This window comes from Desulforamulus putei DSM 12395, assembly GCF_900129195.1.
Classification (GTDB): domain Bacteria; phylum Bacillota; class Desulfotomaculia; order Desulfotomaculales; family Desulfotomaculaceae; genus Desulfotomaculum; species Desulfotomaculum putei.
The window spans coordinates 20506-34409 of the sequence record NZ_FQUY01000014.1 but is presented as its reverse complement, the minus strand read 5'-3'; the positions used below and the strand labels follow the sequence as shown (position 1 = coordinate 34409).

Sequence of the window (13904 nt, the reverse complement as noted above, 5' to 3'; positions counted from 1 at the left end):
ACCTGCTTAACATTCCACCCATATGATAGGGTATACAACAGAAAGGATGTGAGGGATTCATGACCATCTATGAAGCCATTCAGTTCATCAAACAAATTGGCTTTAGCGCCCGTCCGGTACCCGGTACAAGTAGTTACATGATCGAAACCCCGGAAGGTAAAATTTCCTGGCTCAAAGAAAAAACGATGCTGCAACTGGTGGCATCCTCAAAAGACAATCCCAACCATCTCAGGACTACACTTAACAAGATATTATAGGCCTGGCCCCACGGCAATTAAGCAATCCCTTTTCCGTAATGATGATGTGAACCGGTTGGTCGTGGGGGCCCAAGTAAGGGGATAAATCAGCCACCAGCTGAAACTGGTAGGCCAGCGCCACCGTTACCGCATCCGGCCTGAGCCGGGGTAAAAACCTGTCATAATAGCCACCGCCGTAACCCAAACGGTTGCCCCGGGAATCAAAGGCTACTCCGGGCACAACCACCAGGTCCAATTCCTGCACCGGCACCGGCCTGATTTTGCCGGGGCCGGGTTCCCGTATACCGTAGGAACCGGCAGAGAGATCATCCGGGAAGTTTTCCAGCAGCGAGGGCAGCATGGACTTATCTCCCTGGTTCACCACCGGTACGGTGAGCCGCTTGCCGGATTGGAGGGCATGTCTTATTAGCAGGTCTGTGGCAACTTCATTTCGGAAGTCTAAATAGGTCATGACTGTTTTTGCCTTTTTATAACATTCCAGATCCAGTAATTGTTCTACAATGCGGTTGCTGTTAACTTGAACTTCCTGTTCCCCCAGGCAGCCGCGGGCAGCTAAAACCTGTTTTCTGATCGTCTTCTTATCCACAAGCCTTCCCCTTTTAGAAAAAATCCTCCCCTAACGGGGAGGATTTTTTCAGGTTTTCATCATATTTGGTAAACTTCGTCCCCCGGCACAATGCGAACCCCATTTTCCTGCAGGACCTTGATGGCCTCATCAACCTGTTCCACCCGGAAGACAATCAAAGCGGCGGTGGTGGTTTGGGTCACAAAGGCATAGAGGTATTCAATATTGATGCCCACTTTATCCAAATGACGCAGGATACTGCTTAAGCCGCCGGGCTGGTCGGTTACTTCCACGGCAATCACATCGGTGGTGCTTACGGTGAAACCGGCTTCCTTTAAGACCTGGTAGGCCAGCTGGGGTTTGTTGACAATCAAACGGAGAATGCCGAAATCTGTGGTGTCCGCAATGGACAGGGCGCGAATATTAATGTCGTTTTCCCCCAGCACCTCGGTTACTTTGGCCAGCCGGCCCTTTTTGTTCTCCAGAAAGATGGAAATCTGCTGAACGCGCACGTGCACAACCTCCCTTATTTCAATTTATAATTCCCTTTTATCGATAACCCTTTTCGCTTTACCTTCACTTCTGGGTAAAGATTTAGGCTCTACCAGTTTAATTTTAGCAGAAATCCCCAGTACACTTAAGATGCGCTCCCGCAATCTTCTTTCCAGAACCTCCAGCCCGGCAATCTTATCCGAGAACATCCTGGCGGACAGTTCCACCTGAATTTCCAGATCGTCCATGGCTGCCTTACGGTCAACCACCAGCAGGTAGTGGGGCTCCGTTTCACCGAACTCCAACAGCACACTTTCGATCTGGGACGGGAATACGTTGACACCCCGGATAATTAACATGTCGTCCGTGCGCCCGGTAATCCGTTCCATCCGCAGGTGAGTCCGGCCGCAGGCGCATTTTTCAGGATAGAGGGCTGAAATATCCCTTGTCCGGTAGCGGATGACCGGGAACCCTTCTTTGGTCAAGGTTGTGAACACCAGCTCACCCTTCTGGCCATAAGGCAGGGGTTGTTCGGTTTCGGGGTCAATTATTTCAGGAATGAAGTGGTCCTCAAAGATATGCAGACCGTTCTTGTAAGGACACTCCATGGCTACACCGGGACCCAGGACTTCACTCAAACCGTATATGTCATGGGCGGTAATGCCCAGTTTTTCTTCCAGTTGGGCCCTCATGTTGTTGGACCAGGGCTCCGCGCCAAAGACCCCGGCCTTCAGGCGCAGGTTGCTGAGGTCAATACCCGCCGCATGAATCTCGTCCGCCAGGTACATGGCATAGGACGGGGTGCAGGCCAAAATGGTAGTGCCAAAATCCTGCATCAGCATGATCTGGCGGGCGGTGTTGCCGCCGGAAATGGGCACAATGGTGGCGCCCAGTCGTTCGGCCCCGTAATGAATTCCCAGGCCACCGGTGAAAAGACCATAGCCGTAAGCATTTTGTACCACATCATCCCTGGTGCCGCCGGCCATGGTGAGACAACGGGCCACCAGATCGGCCCAGTTATCCAGATCTTTTTTGGTGTAACCCACTACAATGGGTTTGCCGGTGGTGCCGGAAGAAGCGTGCATCCGCACAATCTCGCTGCGGGGAACGGCAAATAAGCCAAAGGGATAGGTATCCCGCAGGTCCTTTTTGGTGGTAAAGGGTAAATGCTTTAAATCATCCAGGGTTTTAATATCCCCGGGCGTCAGCCCTTTTTCCTGAAAAGCCTGCCGGTAAAAGGGGACCGAGGTATAAACCCTTTCCACCAGGGCCTTTAATCTTTTTATCTGAATCTCGGCCAGTTGATCACGAGACATTGTTTCATGGTAAGCGTCCCAGTAAGCAGACAAAGTGTCCACCTCCATTTTATTTATTATAGTTACTTAGATTAATAATTTAAATGTATTTACAAAAATCTTATATTCCCGCCCAAGGATTTTTGTTTACCTCCTTTCTCGAACAAATAAAAAAACCCCATCCCCTGCAGGGACGGAGAATTGCTCCGCGGTACCACCCTTATTGGCCAAACGGGCCCACCTCGCAGGTACGGAAAAAATCACCGGCGGCAGAATAAAAAAACTCCATCCACCAAGGGACGGAGGTATTTCCGTGGTACCACCCTAATTGCTTAAAGCCACTCTGCCGGTACAGGATATTTTCCGATACCTTTCCCTTTTAACGGCGGGAACTCCGGCTGCACCTACTGGATCTTTCAGCACAGCAACTCCGGAGGGAACTTCAGTCAACCATCCTTAAAGAAGCTTCCAGTCTCGACTTCTTCTCCCTGGGAAGGCTGGGTTTGACCTACTTTTCTCCATCATCGCTTATCGACTTTCTGTATCAACTTAAAAATAAGTTACCACAGTTCCCAACCCCAGTCAATATTTTTTTACAATTAGAGATGAAACCCTTCATGAAAGGTGCTTAATATTTAAACACCCGTAAAAACAGCATGGGGATAACCTGTTCGGTTGGCCTATTTACTATTCACAACGAAAACCCTTATTGTATAAGTTATTAACAGACTTATCCACATTGTCCACAGGACTTCTTCCACAGAACAGTGGATAAATCTAAAATGTTAAGTGTTTATGTTAATATTTCTTAATATTTGTCGTGTCCCAAAGCCAGTGCCGGGACGGCATTTAATGTCAGCGGGGCAAAGTCCCCCCTGAGATATTTGTAATACCCGGCGCAGGCGATCATGGCGGCATTGTCGGTACACAAGTGGAGGGGCGGCAAGACCACCCTGCATCCTGCCGCAGAGGCCCTTTCCTGGAGCAGAGCCCGGAGCCCGCCGTTGGCTGCCACACCGCCGGCCATCATAATGGTCTTAACACCGGTCCTTTGCACCGCCATCATGGTTTTTTCCACCAGCACTTCCACCACTGCCCGCTGGAAGCTGGCGGCCAAATCCGCCTTGTTGATGTCTTCCTTCAGCATAGCGGCCCGGTTGAGGTAGTTCAGCACAGCAGACTTTAATCCGCTGAAGCTGAAGTCCAGGCTGCCCTCCTCCAGGAAGGCCCTGGGAAATTGCACAGCCTCGGGGTTTCCCTCCCGGGCCAGTTTATCAATGAGCGGCCCCCCGGGATAACCCAGCCCCATGGCCCGGGCCACCTTGTCAAAGGCCTCGCCGGCGGCGTCATCCCGGGTACGGCCCAAAAGCCGGTATTCACCCCGGCTGGGCAGGTAGACCAAATCCGAATGACCTCCGGAGACCACCAGGCAGAGCAAAGGAAACTCCAGGTCCGGTTGGGCTAAAAAATTGGCGGCGATATGCCCTTCCAGGTGGTTCACCCCGATTAAAGGAATGTCCAGCGCATAGGCCATGGCTTTGGCGGCCGCCACTCCCACCAGCAGCGCCCCCACCAAACCGGGCCCATAGGTAACCGCCACCGCGCTGAGGTCTCCCGGGGTGACGTCTGCCTTTTCCAGCGCTTCTATAATCACCGGGTGAACATTTTCCAGGTGCTTCCGGGAAGCAACCTCCGGTACCACACCGCCGAATTTTTTGTGAATTTCAATTTGAGAAGAAATGATGTTGGACCGCAGGTCCACCCCGTCCACCAGCACCGCCGCCGATGTCTCGTCACAGGAAGTCTCTATGCCCAGGATTGTTATACTCATGGTAACCTCCATTTTCCAATTCAAGAACCGTCCCCACTTGAATTCTCCAATTCAAGTCAAGAACCGTCCCCACTTGAATTCTCCGGCACCAAATCCAGCCACATGATAATAGCGTCCTCATTGGTATCGGTGTAATACTTCTTGCGCAGCCCTTTTTCCTGAAAACCCAGCCTTTTATACAACTGCCGGGCGGCGTGGTTGGAAGGCCGGACCTCCAGGGTCATCCGCACAGCCCCCCGCAACACCGCCTGGCGCATCATCTCAAGCATCAGCGCTTCCCCCAACTTGCGGCCCCTGTACCCGGGGTGCACCGCAATGTTGGTAATGTGGGCCTCATCCAGCACCAGCCACATGCCGGCATAACCCACCACCTGGCTCTGATGCAGGGTCACAATGTAATAAGCAAAATTGTTTTGCGTTAATTCGTAGGTAAAGGCCTGCCGGGACCAGGGAGTGGGAAAGGAGACCCTTTCGATTTCCAGCACCCCCGGCAAATGCTCAACCTTCATTTCAACCAGTTGGTAATCCACTGCCTCACCTACTTCCCGCACCTAGCTGCCAGCTTAACCTCCGCCTCGGACAGCCGGATATACTCCGCTGCCAGTTCCAGGGGCGGCACGCCTCCTCCGCCGGCCATTTTCCGGTAGCCCAGCTCCGCCACCGCTGCTCCTCTGGGCAGCAGGGCGGACTGGGGCGCAAAGACAGCACGGTCTCCCATTAAATCCGTAATTTGCTGTTTATATTCCGGAACAGCATCCCCCAAAAAGGTAACCTGCCCCTCCCACTGTTGCAGAATCTGTACCAGTTCTTGAATGCCAAGGGCCAGAGGACCTTCCAGAAGCTCCGCTTGGCCGGAACTCCCTCTAAACACACTGGCATAAACTTCGTTTTTACGTGCATTCAGAATGGGGCAGATAATCTGGCCCTGGGGAGCCAGCGGCAAAGCCAGCGCCTCCAGGGTGGATACACCCACCACCGGCACCTGCCAGATCCAGGCCAGGGTCTTGGCGGTGGTCAGACCGATTCTCAACCCGGTAAAGGACCCGGGACCGGAAGATACTGCCACCGCCCCGATTTGCCTGGCGGTGATGCCGGCCTCTTCAATGACTGCTTTTATCATGGGAAGCAGGTTAACGGAGTGGGTGCGGCGGTTATTGACCAGGCGCTCAGCCAAAATACGGCCGTCCTCCACCACCGCCACCCCTGCCACCGGTGTTGCTGCTTCAATGCCCAGAACGTACAAGCTTCATCAACTCCTCCACCAACTGCTGATAGCGATCACCTTTTGCCCTGAAGTGGATCCGTCGCACTCCCTCTGAACCTTCCTCTCTGGTCAGGTGGATATCCAAACGCTCCCGGGGTAAAACTTCCGCCACCCGTTGGGCCCATTCAATCAGGCACACGCCCTGTCCGTAAAAATACTCCTCATAGCCCAAATCCTCCATCTCTGCCGGCCCTTCCAGGCGGTAAACATCAAAATGGTAAAGGGGCAGCCTACCTTCATATTCGTTAATTAAGGTAAAGGTGGGGCTGGTGACAGGTGCGTCAATCCCCAATCCCTTGGCAACTCCCTGGGAAAAGGCGGTTTTTCCCGCACCCAGGTCACCGTTCAGGCATATGATATCCCCTGCTTGCAACAACACAGCCATTTTTTCACCCAGCTGCTTGGTCTCTTCCGGGGAATGGCTTTTTAACATCGCTGCACTCATCGAATCACCTTTCCAAGTTCGAAGTCCGAACCTAAACTATAGTATTGCCACCGGGTCCGTTTTTTCAATGCAACGGGTGCAATTAACAAAATTAGGTGGCATGTATCATTGCATTATTGAACCTTTTATTCGGTAAAATGATTATAACCCTTCATTGTAATGACTTCCCTGGTTCCGTTACGTCTTTCTATCAATAGTCCCTCCTGCTCGGGCACAATGACACCGATGGCGGTAAAGGGAATGCCCGCCCTGTGCAATGCTTCCTCCACAGCCTTCCTCCGGTCAGGCCGCAGGGTAAACAGCAGTTCATAGTCTTCGCCGCCGTTCATCACCCAGTCCAGGGTGCTGGCGCCCACCTGTGCGGCCAACTGCCTTACCTCCGGCAGGACAGGGAAAGCTTTTTCCCAAACCAGGCAGCCTACCGAACCGGCCCGGCAGATTTCCCTCAACTCTGCTGCCAGCCCGTCGCTGTTATCATCCAGGGCGGAAACCCCCTCCAGGCTCGCCAGGAGGATACCCGCCGCCACCCGGGGTTCCGGCCGCAGGTGGGCCCGGATGACCCGGTCCTTCAATTGCGGCGAGCAGCTCACCTGATGGGCAAGTAAATAGAGCCCCGCTGCGGACGTGCCTAAGTTTCCGGTGGTATAAATAACATCTCCCGGTGTGGCGCCGGAGCGGTACACCGCTTTGCCCGCCGCCACTTCCCCCAGCAGGGCAACATTGATGACCAGCGGGCCGGGGGATTTTACCGTATCTCCCCCCACCAGGTTTACTTTATAATTGCGGGCTATTTCCCTAAGTCCCCGGTAAAGTTCAACCACATCCTCCACCCGGGTATGCTCAGAAACGGCAATGGACACCACCCCGTGGGTGGGCCTGCCTCCCATGGCCGCAATGTCGCTGATATTAACGGCCAGGGCTTTGTAACCCACATCGGAATAACCGGACCAGTCCAACCTGAAATGGATTCCTTCCACCATCATATCGGTGGTAAACAACTGCCAGCAGTCCCCGGAGGACTGTAAAACTGCCGCATCGTCTCCGATGCCGGCAATCACCCCGGCGGGAGAATGAATCAGATCTTTATTTAACAGGCTTATCAAGCCAAATTCGCCAACCTGTGAAAGATTCAACGTGGATAGCTCCTCTCCTGCCAAACTATGGTTATTATATAGCAAAGACCCCTATCTTTTAAAGATAGGGGTCTTGCATCAGAAGGGAAGAAAGAAACGAAACAGTTGATAGGTTAGAGCAAACAGCGGCCACAGGGCAATGACTGCTACAATAAGTCCCGGCGTTTCACCCAGACCTAATTTGCCGGTGATGGCCGGTATGACTTTCATGGCCGTACAGGCCAACCAAATCCAACAGACAAAGGCTACCGCCGCCACAGCAATGGTTGTTATTTGTTGTAATACCAGTTGTAAAGTCAAGAGCATCACCCCGGCAGTTACTACCGGGTAGTATTGCCAATATCGCAGGGTCAAAAACATCTTTATTTAACAGGTCTCCGGTTCTTTTCCCAAATACTGCCCTACAATTTTCATGGCGCAAAAGTCGCCGCACATGGTGCAGGCTTCATGGCCTTCCGGGTTTCGCTCCTGCCGGAATTTGGCCGCCTTTCGGGGGTCTATGGCCAAGGCAATTTGTTTGTCCCAGTCCAGTGCCTTGCGAGCTGTAGACATTTGTTTATCCCACTCCAGGGCGCCGGGAACACCCTTCACGATATCTGCCGCATGGGCGGCAATCCGGGAAGCCATAATACCTTCCCGGACATCCTCCAGGGTAGGTAAACCCAGGTGTTCCGCCGGCGTCACATAACAAAGGAAATCGGCGCCGGCAGCAGCCGCTACGGCACCGCCGATGGCAGCGGTAATATGGTCGTATCCGGGGGCGATGTCAGTTACCAAGGGGCCCAGCACATAAAAGGGCGCTCCCTTGCAGAGGGTCTTTTGTACTTGAATATTGGCGGCAATCTGGTCCAGGGGAACATGTCCCGGCCCCTCAACCATGGCCTGGACCCCTCTGGCCCTAGCCCTGTCTACCAGTTCGCCCAAGATGATGAGTTCTTGAATTTGTGCCCTGTCCGTTGCATCGGCCAGGCAGCCAGGACGCAGGCCGTCCCCCAGGCTCAGGGTTACGTCATACTTGAGGCAAATTTCCAGCAGCCGGTCGTACTGCTCATACAGAGGGTTTTCTTTGCCGTGGTGCAGCATCCAGCCGGTGAGGAAAGAACCACCCCGGCTGACAATATCCGTAATGCGGGACTGGTTTTTGATGCGCTTTAGAACCTCTAGGGTGATGCCGCAGTGAACGGTAATAAAGTCCACCCCGTCGGCGCAATGTCTCTCAATCACTTCAAAAAGGTCCTCGGCGGACATGGCTATCATGCTTCCCCGCTTTTCCCGGTTTTCCAAAAAAGCCTGGTAAATGGGCACCGTCCCCACCGGGAGGGCGCTTTCCTCAATAATGCGACGGCGTCCCCGGTCAATTTCCCCGCCGGTGCTCAGGTCCATGACAGCATCCGCTCCGGACTCCAGGACAACCTGCAGCTTTTCCAGTTCCTTTGCAATATCCGGAAAACTGGTGGAGGTACCGATATTGGCGTTCACCTTTGTTCTCAGACCCTTGCCGAAACCCGTGGGGTCCAGGTTTTTGTGATTGACATTGGCAGGAATGACAATGGTTCCTTCTGCCACCCCCTGTCGAACAAACTCAGGCGTCACATTTTCCTTTTCAGCCACCCGGCGCATGGCCGGTGTAATGTCCCCTGCTCTGGCCGCTAACATCTGAGTCATAGTTTCACTCCTCCTTGTTGGAAAAATAAAAAGCCCATAGGAATTATGGGCTTTGCTTAAATAATTGTTTCCCCACATTCCCTTCGCTGGTACTAACCAGATCAGGTTCAAAGGGTCAAGCACATCACCGGGCGCTTATCTCAGCCCGCCTCTCCGGGCCCCCCCATTGGTTACATCCTGTATTGATTTGTTTATATTACTATTCCACAATCATTAAAAAAATCCTGCACAAAAGAAAAGTTCCATCACCTTCCGATGATGAGAACCGGTCATTAGGCATAGTTTTCGATACAAGCCTGCTCATAGGAGTTTAAGTTGTTGACAAAATTGTCCAGCAGGTTTTTGACCTCATCCACATCAAAGGGCTTGCTCATACACAATAAAGCGCCTTTTTGCATGGCAATGGCGGCAGTGTCTTCCGCACTGTAGGCAGTCATCATAACCACCTCTGTTTCGGGAGCAATTTTTTTGATTTTTCCCAGGGCTTCCAGCCCCCCCATAATGGGCATGCGCACATCCATAAAAACCAAATCCGGTTTTATGATGCGCACTTTATCCACTGCTTCAACGCCATTTTGAGCGGTATGGACCCGATGGCCTGCTTCCTTTACTAGGATTTCCAGAAGATAGCGCACTCCCGCCTGATCATCCACAATTAATACATCGAGCGCTTTTTTCACTTTTCTACTCCTCCCGACAAATTGTGACAAAGTCCCATAAAAGTAACTTGTTGCCAATTTAACTATTGTGTTCGACGGAAGTTTGCTAAATCCTTCTTAGTAATGAATTTTTTTAGGAAATTTTTACTATTTTCCAATAACCTGCCGACCGTTTACATATACTTGCTCAACCTGGTGGTTTGGGTCGAATAAAGGACGGTCAATGACAATCATATCGGCATCCTTGCCCGGTTCCAGAGAACCCACGCGGTGGTCGATGCCCACCAGTCTGGCTGCGTAAATTGTGATGGCCTTCAATGCTTCTTCCTCCGGCAGGCCCCCTTTCACCGCCAGGCCGGCGGAAAGGCTGAGGTAATGAATGGGTACCACCGGGTGGTCGGTCATGATGGCAAAGGGAACTCCGGCTCGACTTAAGGCCATTGCGGTCTCCAGACTCCGGTTCATTAATTCCACTTTGGCCCGGTTGCTGATGATAGGACCCACCACAGCCTTTGCCCCGGCAGCGGCCAGCCAGGGGGCGATCAGGTGTCCCTCGGTGCAGTGTTCCACCACCAGTTCCAGATCAAATTCCCGAGCAATGCGGACAGCCGTCATAATATCATCTGCCCGGTGAGCATGAACCCGCAGGGGAACCTCTTTCTTAAGGACCCTGACGACGGCTTCCATTTTCAGGTTGCGTTCCGGCAAGACGGTGTTATCAGCCGTTGCCTGTTCCTGTTTGGCCAGGTAATTTTGGGCCGCCACCAGGGTTTCCCTGAGCAGGGCCGCCGACGCCATACGGGTGGCCGGCATTTTATTGCCGCTGCCATAAACCCGCTTGGGGTTTTCCCCCAAGGCGCACTTAAGCCCGGCCGGAAAGCGGACGATCATGTCATCCACCACGATGCCGTGAGTTTTCATAGCTACCATTTCGCCACCCACAATGTTGGCGCTGCCGGGACCGGTGACTACGGTGGTAACCCCTCCGGCCAAGGCATCCTGAAAACCTAAATCTGACGGGTTTACCGCATCAATGGCCCGCAGGTGGGGCGTTACCGGATCGCTGGTTTCATTGGTGTCGTCTCCTTCAATGCGGTAGATTTCTTCCATAATGCCCACATGGGTATGGGCGTCAATCAGCCCGGGCATGACGGTTTTACCTGCCGCGTCAATCACTTCAATATGCCTGGGTATAGGAATGTTCTGACCCACCTGCACAATCTTACCGCCCTCCACCAAAACAGTCCCACGGCTGATGGGCGGACCGGCCATGGTGAGCACCGTTCCGTTGATAATGGCAAACATGATGCCTACCTCCTGATCAGTCAATTGGTTAAATTATTTCCCGGCAGCCTCTACAAAACTCTTAAACAACGCCAAGATACGGGGGTCCTGGTACATACACTCGGGATGGCACTGTACCCCCACCACAAAGGAGTGGACTGTACTTTCCATCCCTTCCACCACACCGTCGGCGGACCAGGCTGTGGCCCGGAAGCCTTCCGCCACTCTGTCCACCGCCTGATGGTGAAAGGAATTGACCACCAGCGTGTCTCCCCAGACGGCAGCCAGTTTGCTGTCCGCCAATATATGAATGGTGTGGGTGCCGTACCACCGGGGGGCCAGTTGGTCATGTTTAAGGGGGTTCCGGATCGCTGACCCGATATCTTGGCAAAGGGTTCCTCCGGCCGCCACGTTTAGTACCTGAATGCCGCGACAGATTGCCAAAATGGGCATATCCATGGCCAGGGCCCGCTTGGTGAGAGCCAGTTCAAATCGATCCCTTTGCGGGCAGATGTCTCCCATGGCAGGATGGGGCTCTTCCCCGAACAACAGGGGATCCACATCCACACCCCCGGAGAGAAGCAAACCGTCAATAGCACCCAGGATTTTATCCACCATGCCCTCCGAAAGGATGCAGGGCAGCACCAGCGGCAGTCCCCCGGCAGCTTCCACCGCCTGGACATAATACCTGCTTAAAAATGTTCGACCTGATTCCCGATCGTAGGAACTGGTAATACCTATCACCGGCATCATTCTATCACTCCCTAAGAAAAATACACCCCTCTTTGGAGTGTATTCATAAAAATGCTAGATTTCCACCAATCCCAGGCTTATTTCTACCGCCCGGTTGACTTTGTTCATTAATTCTTCGTTTAAAGACGAAACCTTTTCAAATAACCTGCTTTTATCAATGGTTCTCAGCTGTTCCAAAAGGATAACCGAATCCTTTTCCAACCCGGTAGCCTTGGCCTGAATTTCAACATGTGTAGGAAGTTTTGCTTTGGCAATTTGGGAGGTTATGGCTGCAATGATGGTGGTGGGGCTGTACTGGTTGCCAATATCGTTCTGGAGAATTAATACCGGCCTGATGCCTCCCTGTTCTGAGCCGACCACCGGACTGAGGTCGGCATAAAATACATCTCCACGCCGGACTTGCATGAAGCCTTATCCCTCCGCTTTGGCCAGCTCATAACCAAGGGAAACATTCTCTATACGCTGGTACTCAATGGCCAGAGCCAGATTTAATTTCGCCATTTCTAAATAACCTTTTTTCATTTGTTCCCTCAGTATGCGACGCTTACGCTCAGCAATATAAAGTTTCATTGCTTCCCTGATGAATTCGCTGCGATTGACCCTTTCTTCCTCGACGATGTTGTCTACTTCCGCCAGCAGACTGTCGGGTAGGCTAATCATGATTCGTTTGATCTGAGCCTGAGACACCTACCGGACCTCCTTGTTCAATACTTATTTATATATGATAAATATATACCCAAAAAGGGGAAAATTATGTCAGGTGGTTGTCCGGTGCATCTTTGGCCGCTCCCGGTCCCCGGTCCAGACAAATCTTACCGGTCCGGACCATTTCTACAATACCGTGCTCCCGCAGCATACTGCAAAGAGCATCAATTTTCTCTTCGGTCCCGGTGAGTTCAATGACCATGGTTTCACTGTTTACGTCTACCACATTGGCACGGAAAATATCAACGATATTGACAATATCTGCCCGCCGGCCGGGGTCATTGGCCCTTACCTTGATTAAGGCCAGTTCCCGGCTAATGGAATCCGAAGCAGCCAGTTCGTGGATTTTAATAACATCCACCAGCTTGCTCAGTTGTTTAACCACCTGGTAGAGAATGTTTTCATCTCCCTGCACCACCAGGGTAATGCGTGTAATGTTGGGATCTTCGGTATAACCCGCTGCAATGCTTTCAATATTAAACATGCGGCGGCTGAGCAACCCGGAAATTCTGGCCAGGACCCCGGGCTTGTTTAACACCAGTACGGCTAAACTATGTCTCATTCACAAACTCCCCTTAACCACAAAGCTTCATCATCAGAAGCGGTTATACTTACATAAAGGTATGTTTTTCTGCATTTTCGTCTACATTCCTGCATATCACGGCATGCAAAAAAATGGTAGAACCTATTCTACAACCCTGGTTCCACAGTTGGGGCAGTAATTGGCGCCCTCGGGCAGCTCGGTACCGCACTGGGAGCACACAGCAGGTTTGGGCATTAATTTTTCAATTTGTTCCCGCAGTTTTTGAATATCCTGCTCGACCCCCCGGGTAGCTTGGCACAAACGCTCAATTTCAGCCGACAGTTCTTCTTCGCCCTTAAACTTGCGGTAGTAAAGCTCGCCAATGGCTTCAATGTTATTCACCATGATTTTTTCCAGCTTGCTGATTTCGTAACGCATCTTGGTGACTTCCAGCAATTCTCCGGAACGTTTGGTAATTTCTTTGGCCTTTTCTCCGATATCCCTGGCCTTCTCACTGATGTTTTTAATAAATTCCATTCTCGCTGCCTCCCTTTTATTTTAGTTCTATGATCACCGCACTTTCCTCACAGTTGGGGAACTGTGGGCAGTTGACGCATTCCTTCCAAACCTTCTGAGGCAGGTCTTCTTTATTAATTAACCGGAAACCGCACCTGGCAAAAAACTCCGGTTTGTAGGTCAGGGCAAACACCCGGGGTAGTTCCAATTCCCTCGCCTCCCGGAGAAAGGTTTCTACCAGGGCCTTGCCCAGACCTCTTCTTATATATTCAGGGGCAACCGCCAGCGCCCGGATTTCCGCCAAATCACTCCACAGCACGTGCAGGGAACCGGCGGCCACCACCTTACCCTCTATTTCCACCACGGAAAATTCGCGAATCCCTTCATAGAGGGTTGTCCGGGCCCGGGCCAGCATTTGGCCCTCGGCAGCATAATGACTGATTAGCTTGTGTATTTCTTCAACGTCTGAGATTTTTGCCTTTCTTATCAGCACTGTTACATCTCCTTAATGAAAACA

The 13904-nt window shown here is 52.1% G+C and carries 19 protein-coding genes, 1 riboswitch and 1 other annotated feature; of the genes, 1 reads left to right on the top strand and 18 read right to left on the bottom strand.

Going from position 1 to position 13904, the window contains the following annotated elements:
* Positions 1 to 59: 59 nt before the first annotated feature.
* Entirely contained in the window at positions 60 to 257 is a 198-nt protein-coding gene (locus BUB67_RS10050) for a hypothetical protein (protein ID WP_073239298.1), read from the top strand.
* On the opposite strand, the gene BUB67_RS10045 is transcribed toward BUB67_RS10050, so the two are convergent.
* The 18 genes from BUB67_RS10045 to BUB67_RS09960 all read right to left on the bottom strand — a co-directional run bounded on the left by BUB67_RS10045 (position 241) and on the right by BUB67_RS09960 (position 13880).
* The gene (locus tag BUB67_RS10045) at positions 241 to 843 is read right to left on the bottom strand and encodes a 5-formyltetrahydrofolate cyclo-ligase (protein WP_073239297.1); all 603 of its coding nucleotides are present in this window, start codon (positions 841 to 843) and stop codon (positions 241 to 243) included. The genes BUB67_RS10050 and BUB67_RS10045 overlap by 17 nt on opposite strands.
* A 59-nt stretch (positions 844 to 902) precedes the next feature.
* Positions 903 to 1334, bottom strand: a complete 432-nt coding sequence (locus BUB67_RS10040) for an ACT domain-containing protein (RefSeq protein WP_073239296.1) — start codon at positions 1332 to 1334, stop codon at positions 903 to 905.
* 24 nt (positions 1335 to 1358) lie between these two features.
* A complete protein-coding gene (locus tag BUB67_RS10035) occupies positions 1359 to 2663 on the bottom strand; it encodes a phenylacetate--CoA ligase family protein (protein WP_073239295.1) in 1305 nt (434 codons plus the stop codon).
* Between the two features lie 238 nt (positions 2664 to 2901).
* Positions 2902 to 3143 (bottom strand) — a binding site (T-box leader).
* 274 nt (positions 3144 to 3417) lie between these two features.
* Complete coding sequence (gene tsaD / locus BUB67_RS10030; protein WP_073239294.1) at positions 3418 to 4440, bottom strand: tRNA (adenosine(37)-N6)-threonylcarbamoyltransferase complex transferase subunit TsaD; 1023 nt, start codon at positions 4438 to 4440, stop codon at positions 3418 to 3420.
* Positions 4441 to 4496: 56 nt separating this feature from the next.
* Entirely contained in the window at positions 4497 to 4949 is a 453-nt protein-coding gene (gene rimI, locus BUB67_RS10025; RefSeq protein ID WP_073239331.1) for a ribosomal protein S18-alanine N-acetyltransferase, read from the bottom strand.
* Positions 4950 to 4978: 29 nt separating this feature from the next.
* Entirely contained in the window at positions 4979 to 5683 is a 705-nt protein-coding gene (gene tsaB, locus BUB67_RS10020; RefSeq protein ID WP_073239293.1) for a tRNA (adenosine(37)-N6)-threonylcarbamoyltransferase complex dimerization subunit type 1 TsaB, read from the bottom strand.
* On the bottom strand, positions 5664 to 6149 hold the full coding sequence (tsaE, locus tag BUB67_RS10015) for a tRNA (adenosine(37)-N6)-threonylcarbamoyltransferase complex ATPase subunit type 1 TsaE (protein WP_073239292.1): 486 nt from the start codon (positions 6147 to 6149) through the stop codon (positions 5664 to 5666). Before tsaE ends, tsaB begins: the two co-directional genes overlap by 20 nt.
* A gap of 125 nt (positions 6150 to 6274) precedes the next feature.
* The gene (gene thiL / locus BUB67_RS10010) at positions 6275 to 7282 is read right to left on the bottom strand and encodes a thiamine-phosphate kinase (RefSeq protein WP_073239291.1); all 1008 of its coding nucleotides are present in this window, start codon (positions 7280 to 7282) and stop codon (positions 6275 to 6277) included.
* Between the two features lie 78 nt (positions 7283 to 7360).
* The gene (locus BUB67_RS10005; RefSeq protein WP_143157046.1) at positions 7361 to 7582 is read right to left on the bottom strand and encodes a hypothetical protein; all 222 of its coding nucleotides are present in this window, start codon (positions 7580 to 7582) and stop codon (positions 7361 to 7363) included.
* A 66-nt stretch (positions 7583 to 7648) separates the two neighbouring features.
* Positions 7649 to 8947 (bottom strand): phosphomethylpyrimidine synthase ThiC, encoded by a 1299-nt coding sequence (thiC, locus tag BUB67_RS10000; protein WP_073239289.1) that lies wholly within the window; start codon positions 8945 to 8947, stop codon positions 7649 to 7651.
* Between the two features lie 60 nt (positions 8948 to 9007).
* Positions 9008 to 9122: riboswitch (TPP riboswitch) on the bottom strand.
* Positions 9123 to 9219: 97 nt separating this feature from the next.
* Positions 9220 to 9627 (bottom strand): response regulator, encoded by a 408-nt coding sequence (locus BUB67_RS09995; protein WP_073239288.1) that lies wholly within the window; start codon positions 9625 to 9627, stop codon positions 9220 to 9222.
* Positions 9628 to 9753: 126 nt separating this feature from the next.
* Positions 9754 to 10911 carry an amidohydrolase gene (locus tag BUB67_RS09990; RefSeq protein WP_073239287.1) on the bottom strand — a complete coding sequence of 386 codons (1158 nt, stop codon included), beginning with the start codon at positions 10909 to 10911 and terminating at the stop codon, positions 9754 to 9756.
* Between the two features lie 33 nt (positions 10912 to 10944).
* Positions 10945 to 11643: a gamma-glutamyl-gamma-aminobutyrate hydrolase family protein gene (locus BUB67_RS09985; protein WP_073239286.1), complete on the bottom strand. Its 699-nt coding sequence runs from the start codon at positions 11641 to 11643 to the stop codon at positions 10945 to 10947.
* A gap of 54 nt (positions 11644 to 11697) precedes the next feature.
* Positions 11698 to 12048: a type II toxin-antitoxin system PemK/MazF family toxin gene (locus tag BUB67_RS09980; protein WP_008411296.1), complete on the bottom strand. Its 351-nt coding sequence runs from the start codon at positions 12046 to 12048 to the stop codon at positions 11698 to 11700.
* A gap of 6 nt (positions 12049 to 12054) precedes the next feature.
* Positions 12055 to 12330 carry a CopG family ribbon-helix-helix protein gene (locus BUB67_RS09975; protein WP_073239285.1) on the bottom strand — a complete coding sequence of 92 codons (276 nt, stop codon included), beginning with the start codon at positions 12328 to 12330 and terminating at the stop codon, positions 12055 to 12057.
* Positions 12331 to 12394: 64 nt separating this feature from the next.
* Entirely contained in the window at positions 12395 to 12910 is a 516-nt protein-coding gene (gene ilvN, locus BUB67_RS09970) for an acetolactate synthase small subunit (RefSeq protein WP_073239284.1), read from the bottom strand.
* 123 nt (positions 12911 to 13033) lie between these two features.
* Positions 13034 to 13408, bottom strand: a complete 375-nt coding sequence (locus BUB67_RS09965; RefSeq protein WP_073239283.1) for a zinc-ribbon domain-containing protein — start codon at positions 13406 to 13408, stop codon at positions 13034 to 13036.
* A 16-nt stretch (positions 13409 to 13424) separates the two neighbouring features.
* Positions 13425 to 13880, bottom strand: coding sequence for an N-acetyltransferase (locus BUB67_RS09960; RefSeq protein WP_073239282.1), 456 nt, complete (start codon positions 13878 to 13880; stop codon positions 13425 to 13427).
* Positions 13881 to 13904: the final 24 nt, after the last annotated feature.

What these genes read in the sequence shown, in the direction of transcription:
- BUB67_RS09985 (WP_073239286.1), bottom strand. Translation starts at nt 11,643, where the DNA reads ATGATGCCGGTGATAGGTATTACCAGTTCCTACGATCGGGAATCAGGT.
- BUB67_RS09990 (WP_073239287.1), bottom strand. Translation starts at nt 10,911, where the DNA reads ATGTTTGCCATTATCAACGGAACGGTGCTCACCATGGCCGGTCCGCCC.
- BUB67_RS09965 (WP_073239283.1), bottom strand. Translation starts at nt 13,408, where the DNA reads ATGGAATTTATTAAAAACATCAGTGAGAAGGCCAGGGATATCGGAGAA.
- ilvN (WP_073239284.1), bottom strand. Translation starts at nt 12,910, where the DNA reads ATGAGACATAGTTTAGCCGTACTGGTGTTAAACAAGCCCGGGGTCCTG.
- rimI (WP_073239331.1), bottom strand. Translation starts at nt 4,949, where the DNA reads ATGAAGGTTGAGCATTTGCCGGGGGTGCTGGAAATCGAAAGGGTCTCC.
- tsaD (WP_073239294.1), bottom strand. Translation starts at nt 4,440, where the DNA reads ATGAGTATAACAATCCTGGGCATAGAGACTTCCTGTGACGAGACATCG.
- BUB67_RS10050 (WP_073239298.1), top strand. Translation starts at nt 60, where the DNA reads ATGACCATCTATGAAGCCATTCAGTTCATCAAACAAATTGGCTTTAGC.
- BUB67_RS09980 (WP_008411296.1), bottom strand. Translation starts at nt 12,048, where the DNA reads ATGCAAGTCCGGCGTGGAGATGTATTTTATGCCGACCTCAGTCCGGTG.
- thiC (WP_073239289.1), bottom strand. Translation starts at nt 8,947, where the DNA reads ATGACTCAGATGTTAGCGGCCAGAGCAGGGGACATTACACCGGCCATG.
- tsaE (WP_073239292.1), bottom strand. Translation starts at nt 6,149, where the DNA reads ATGAGTGCAGCGATGTTAAAAAGCCATTCCCCGGAAGAGACCAAGCAG.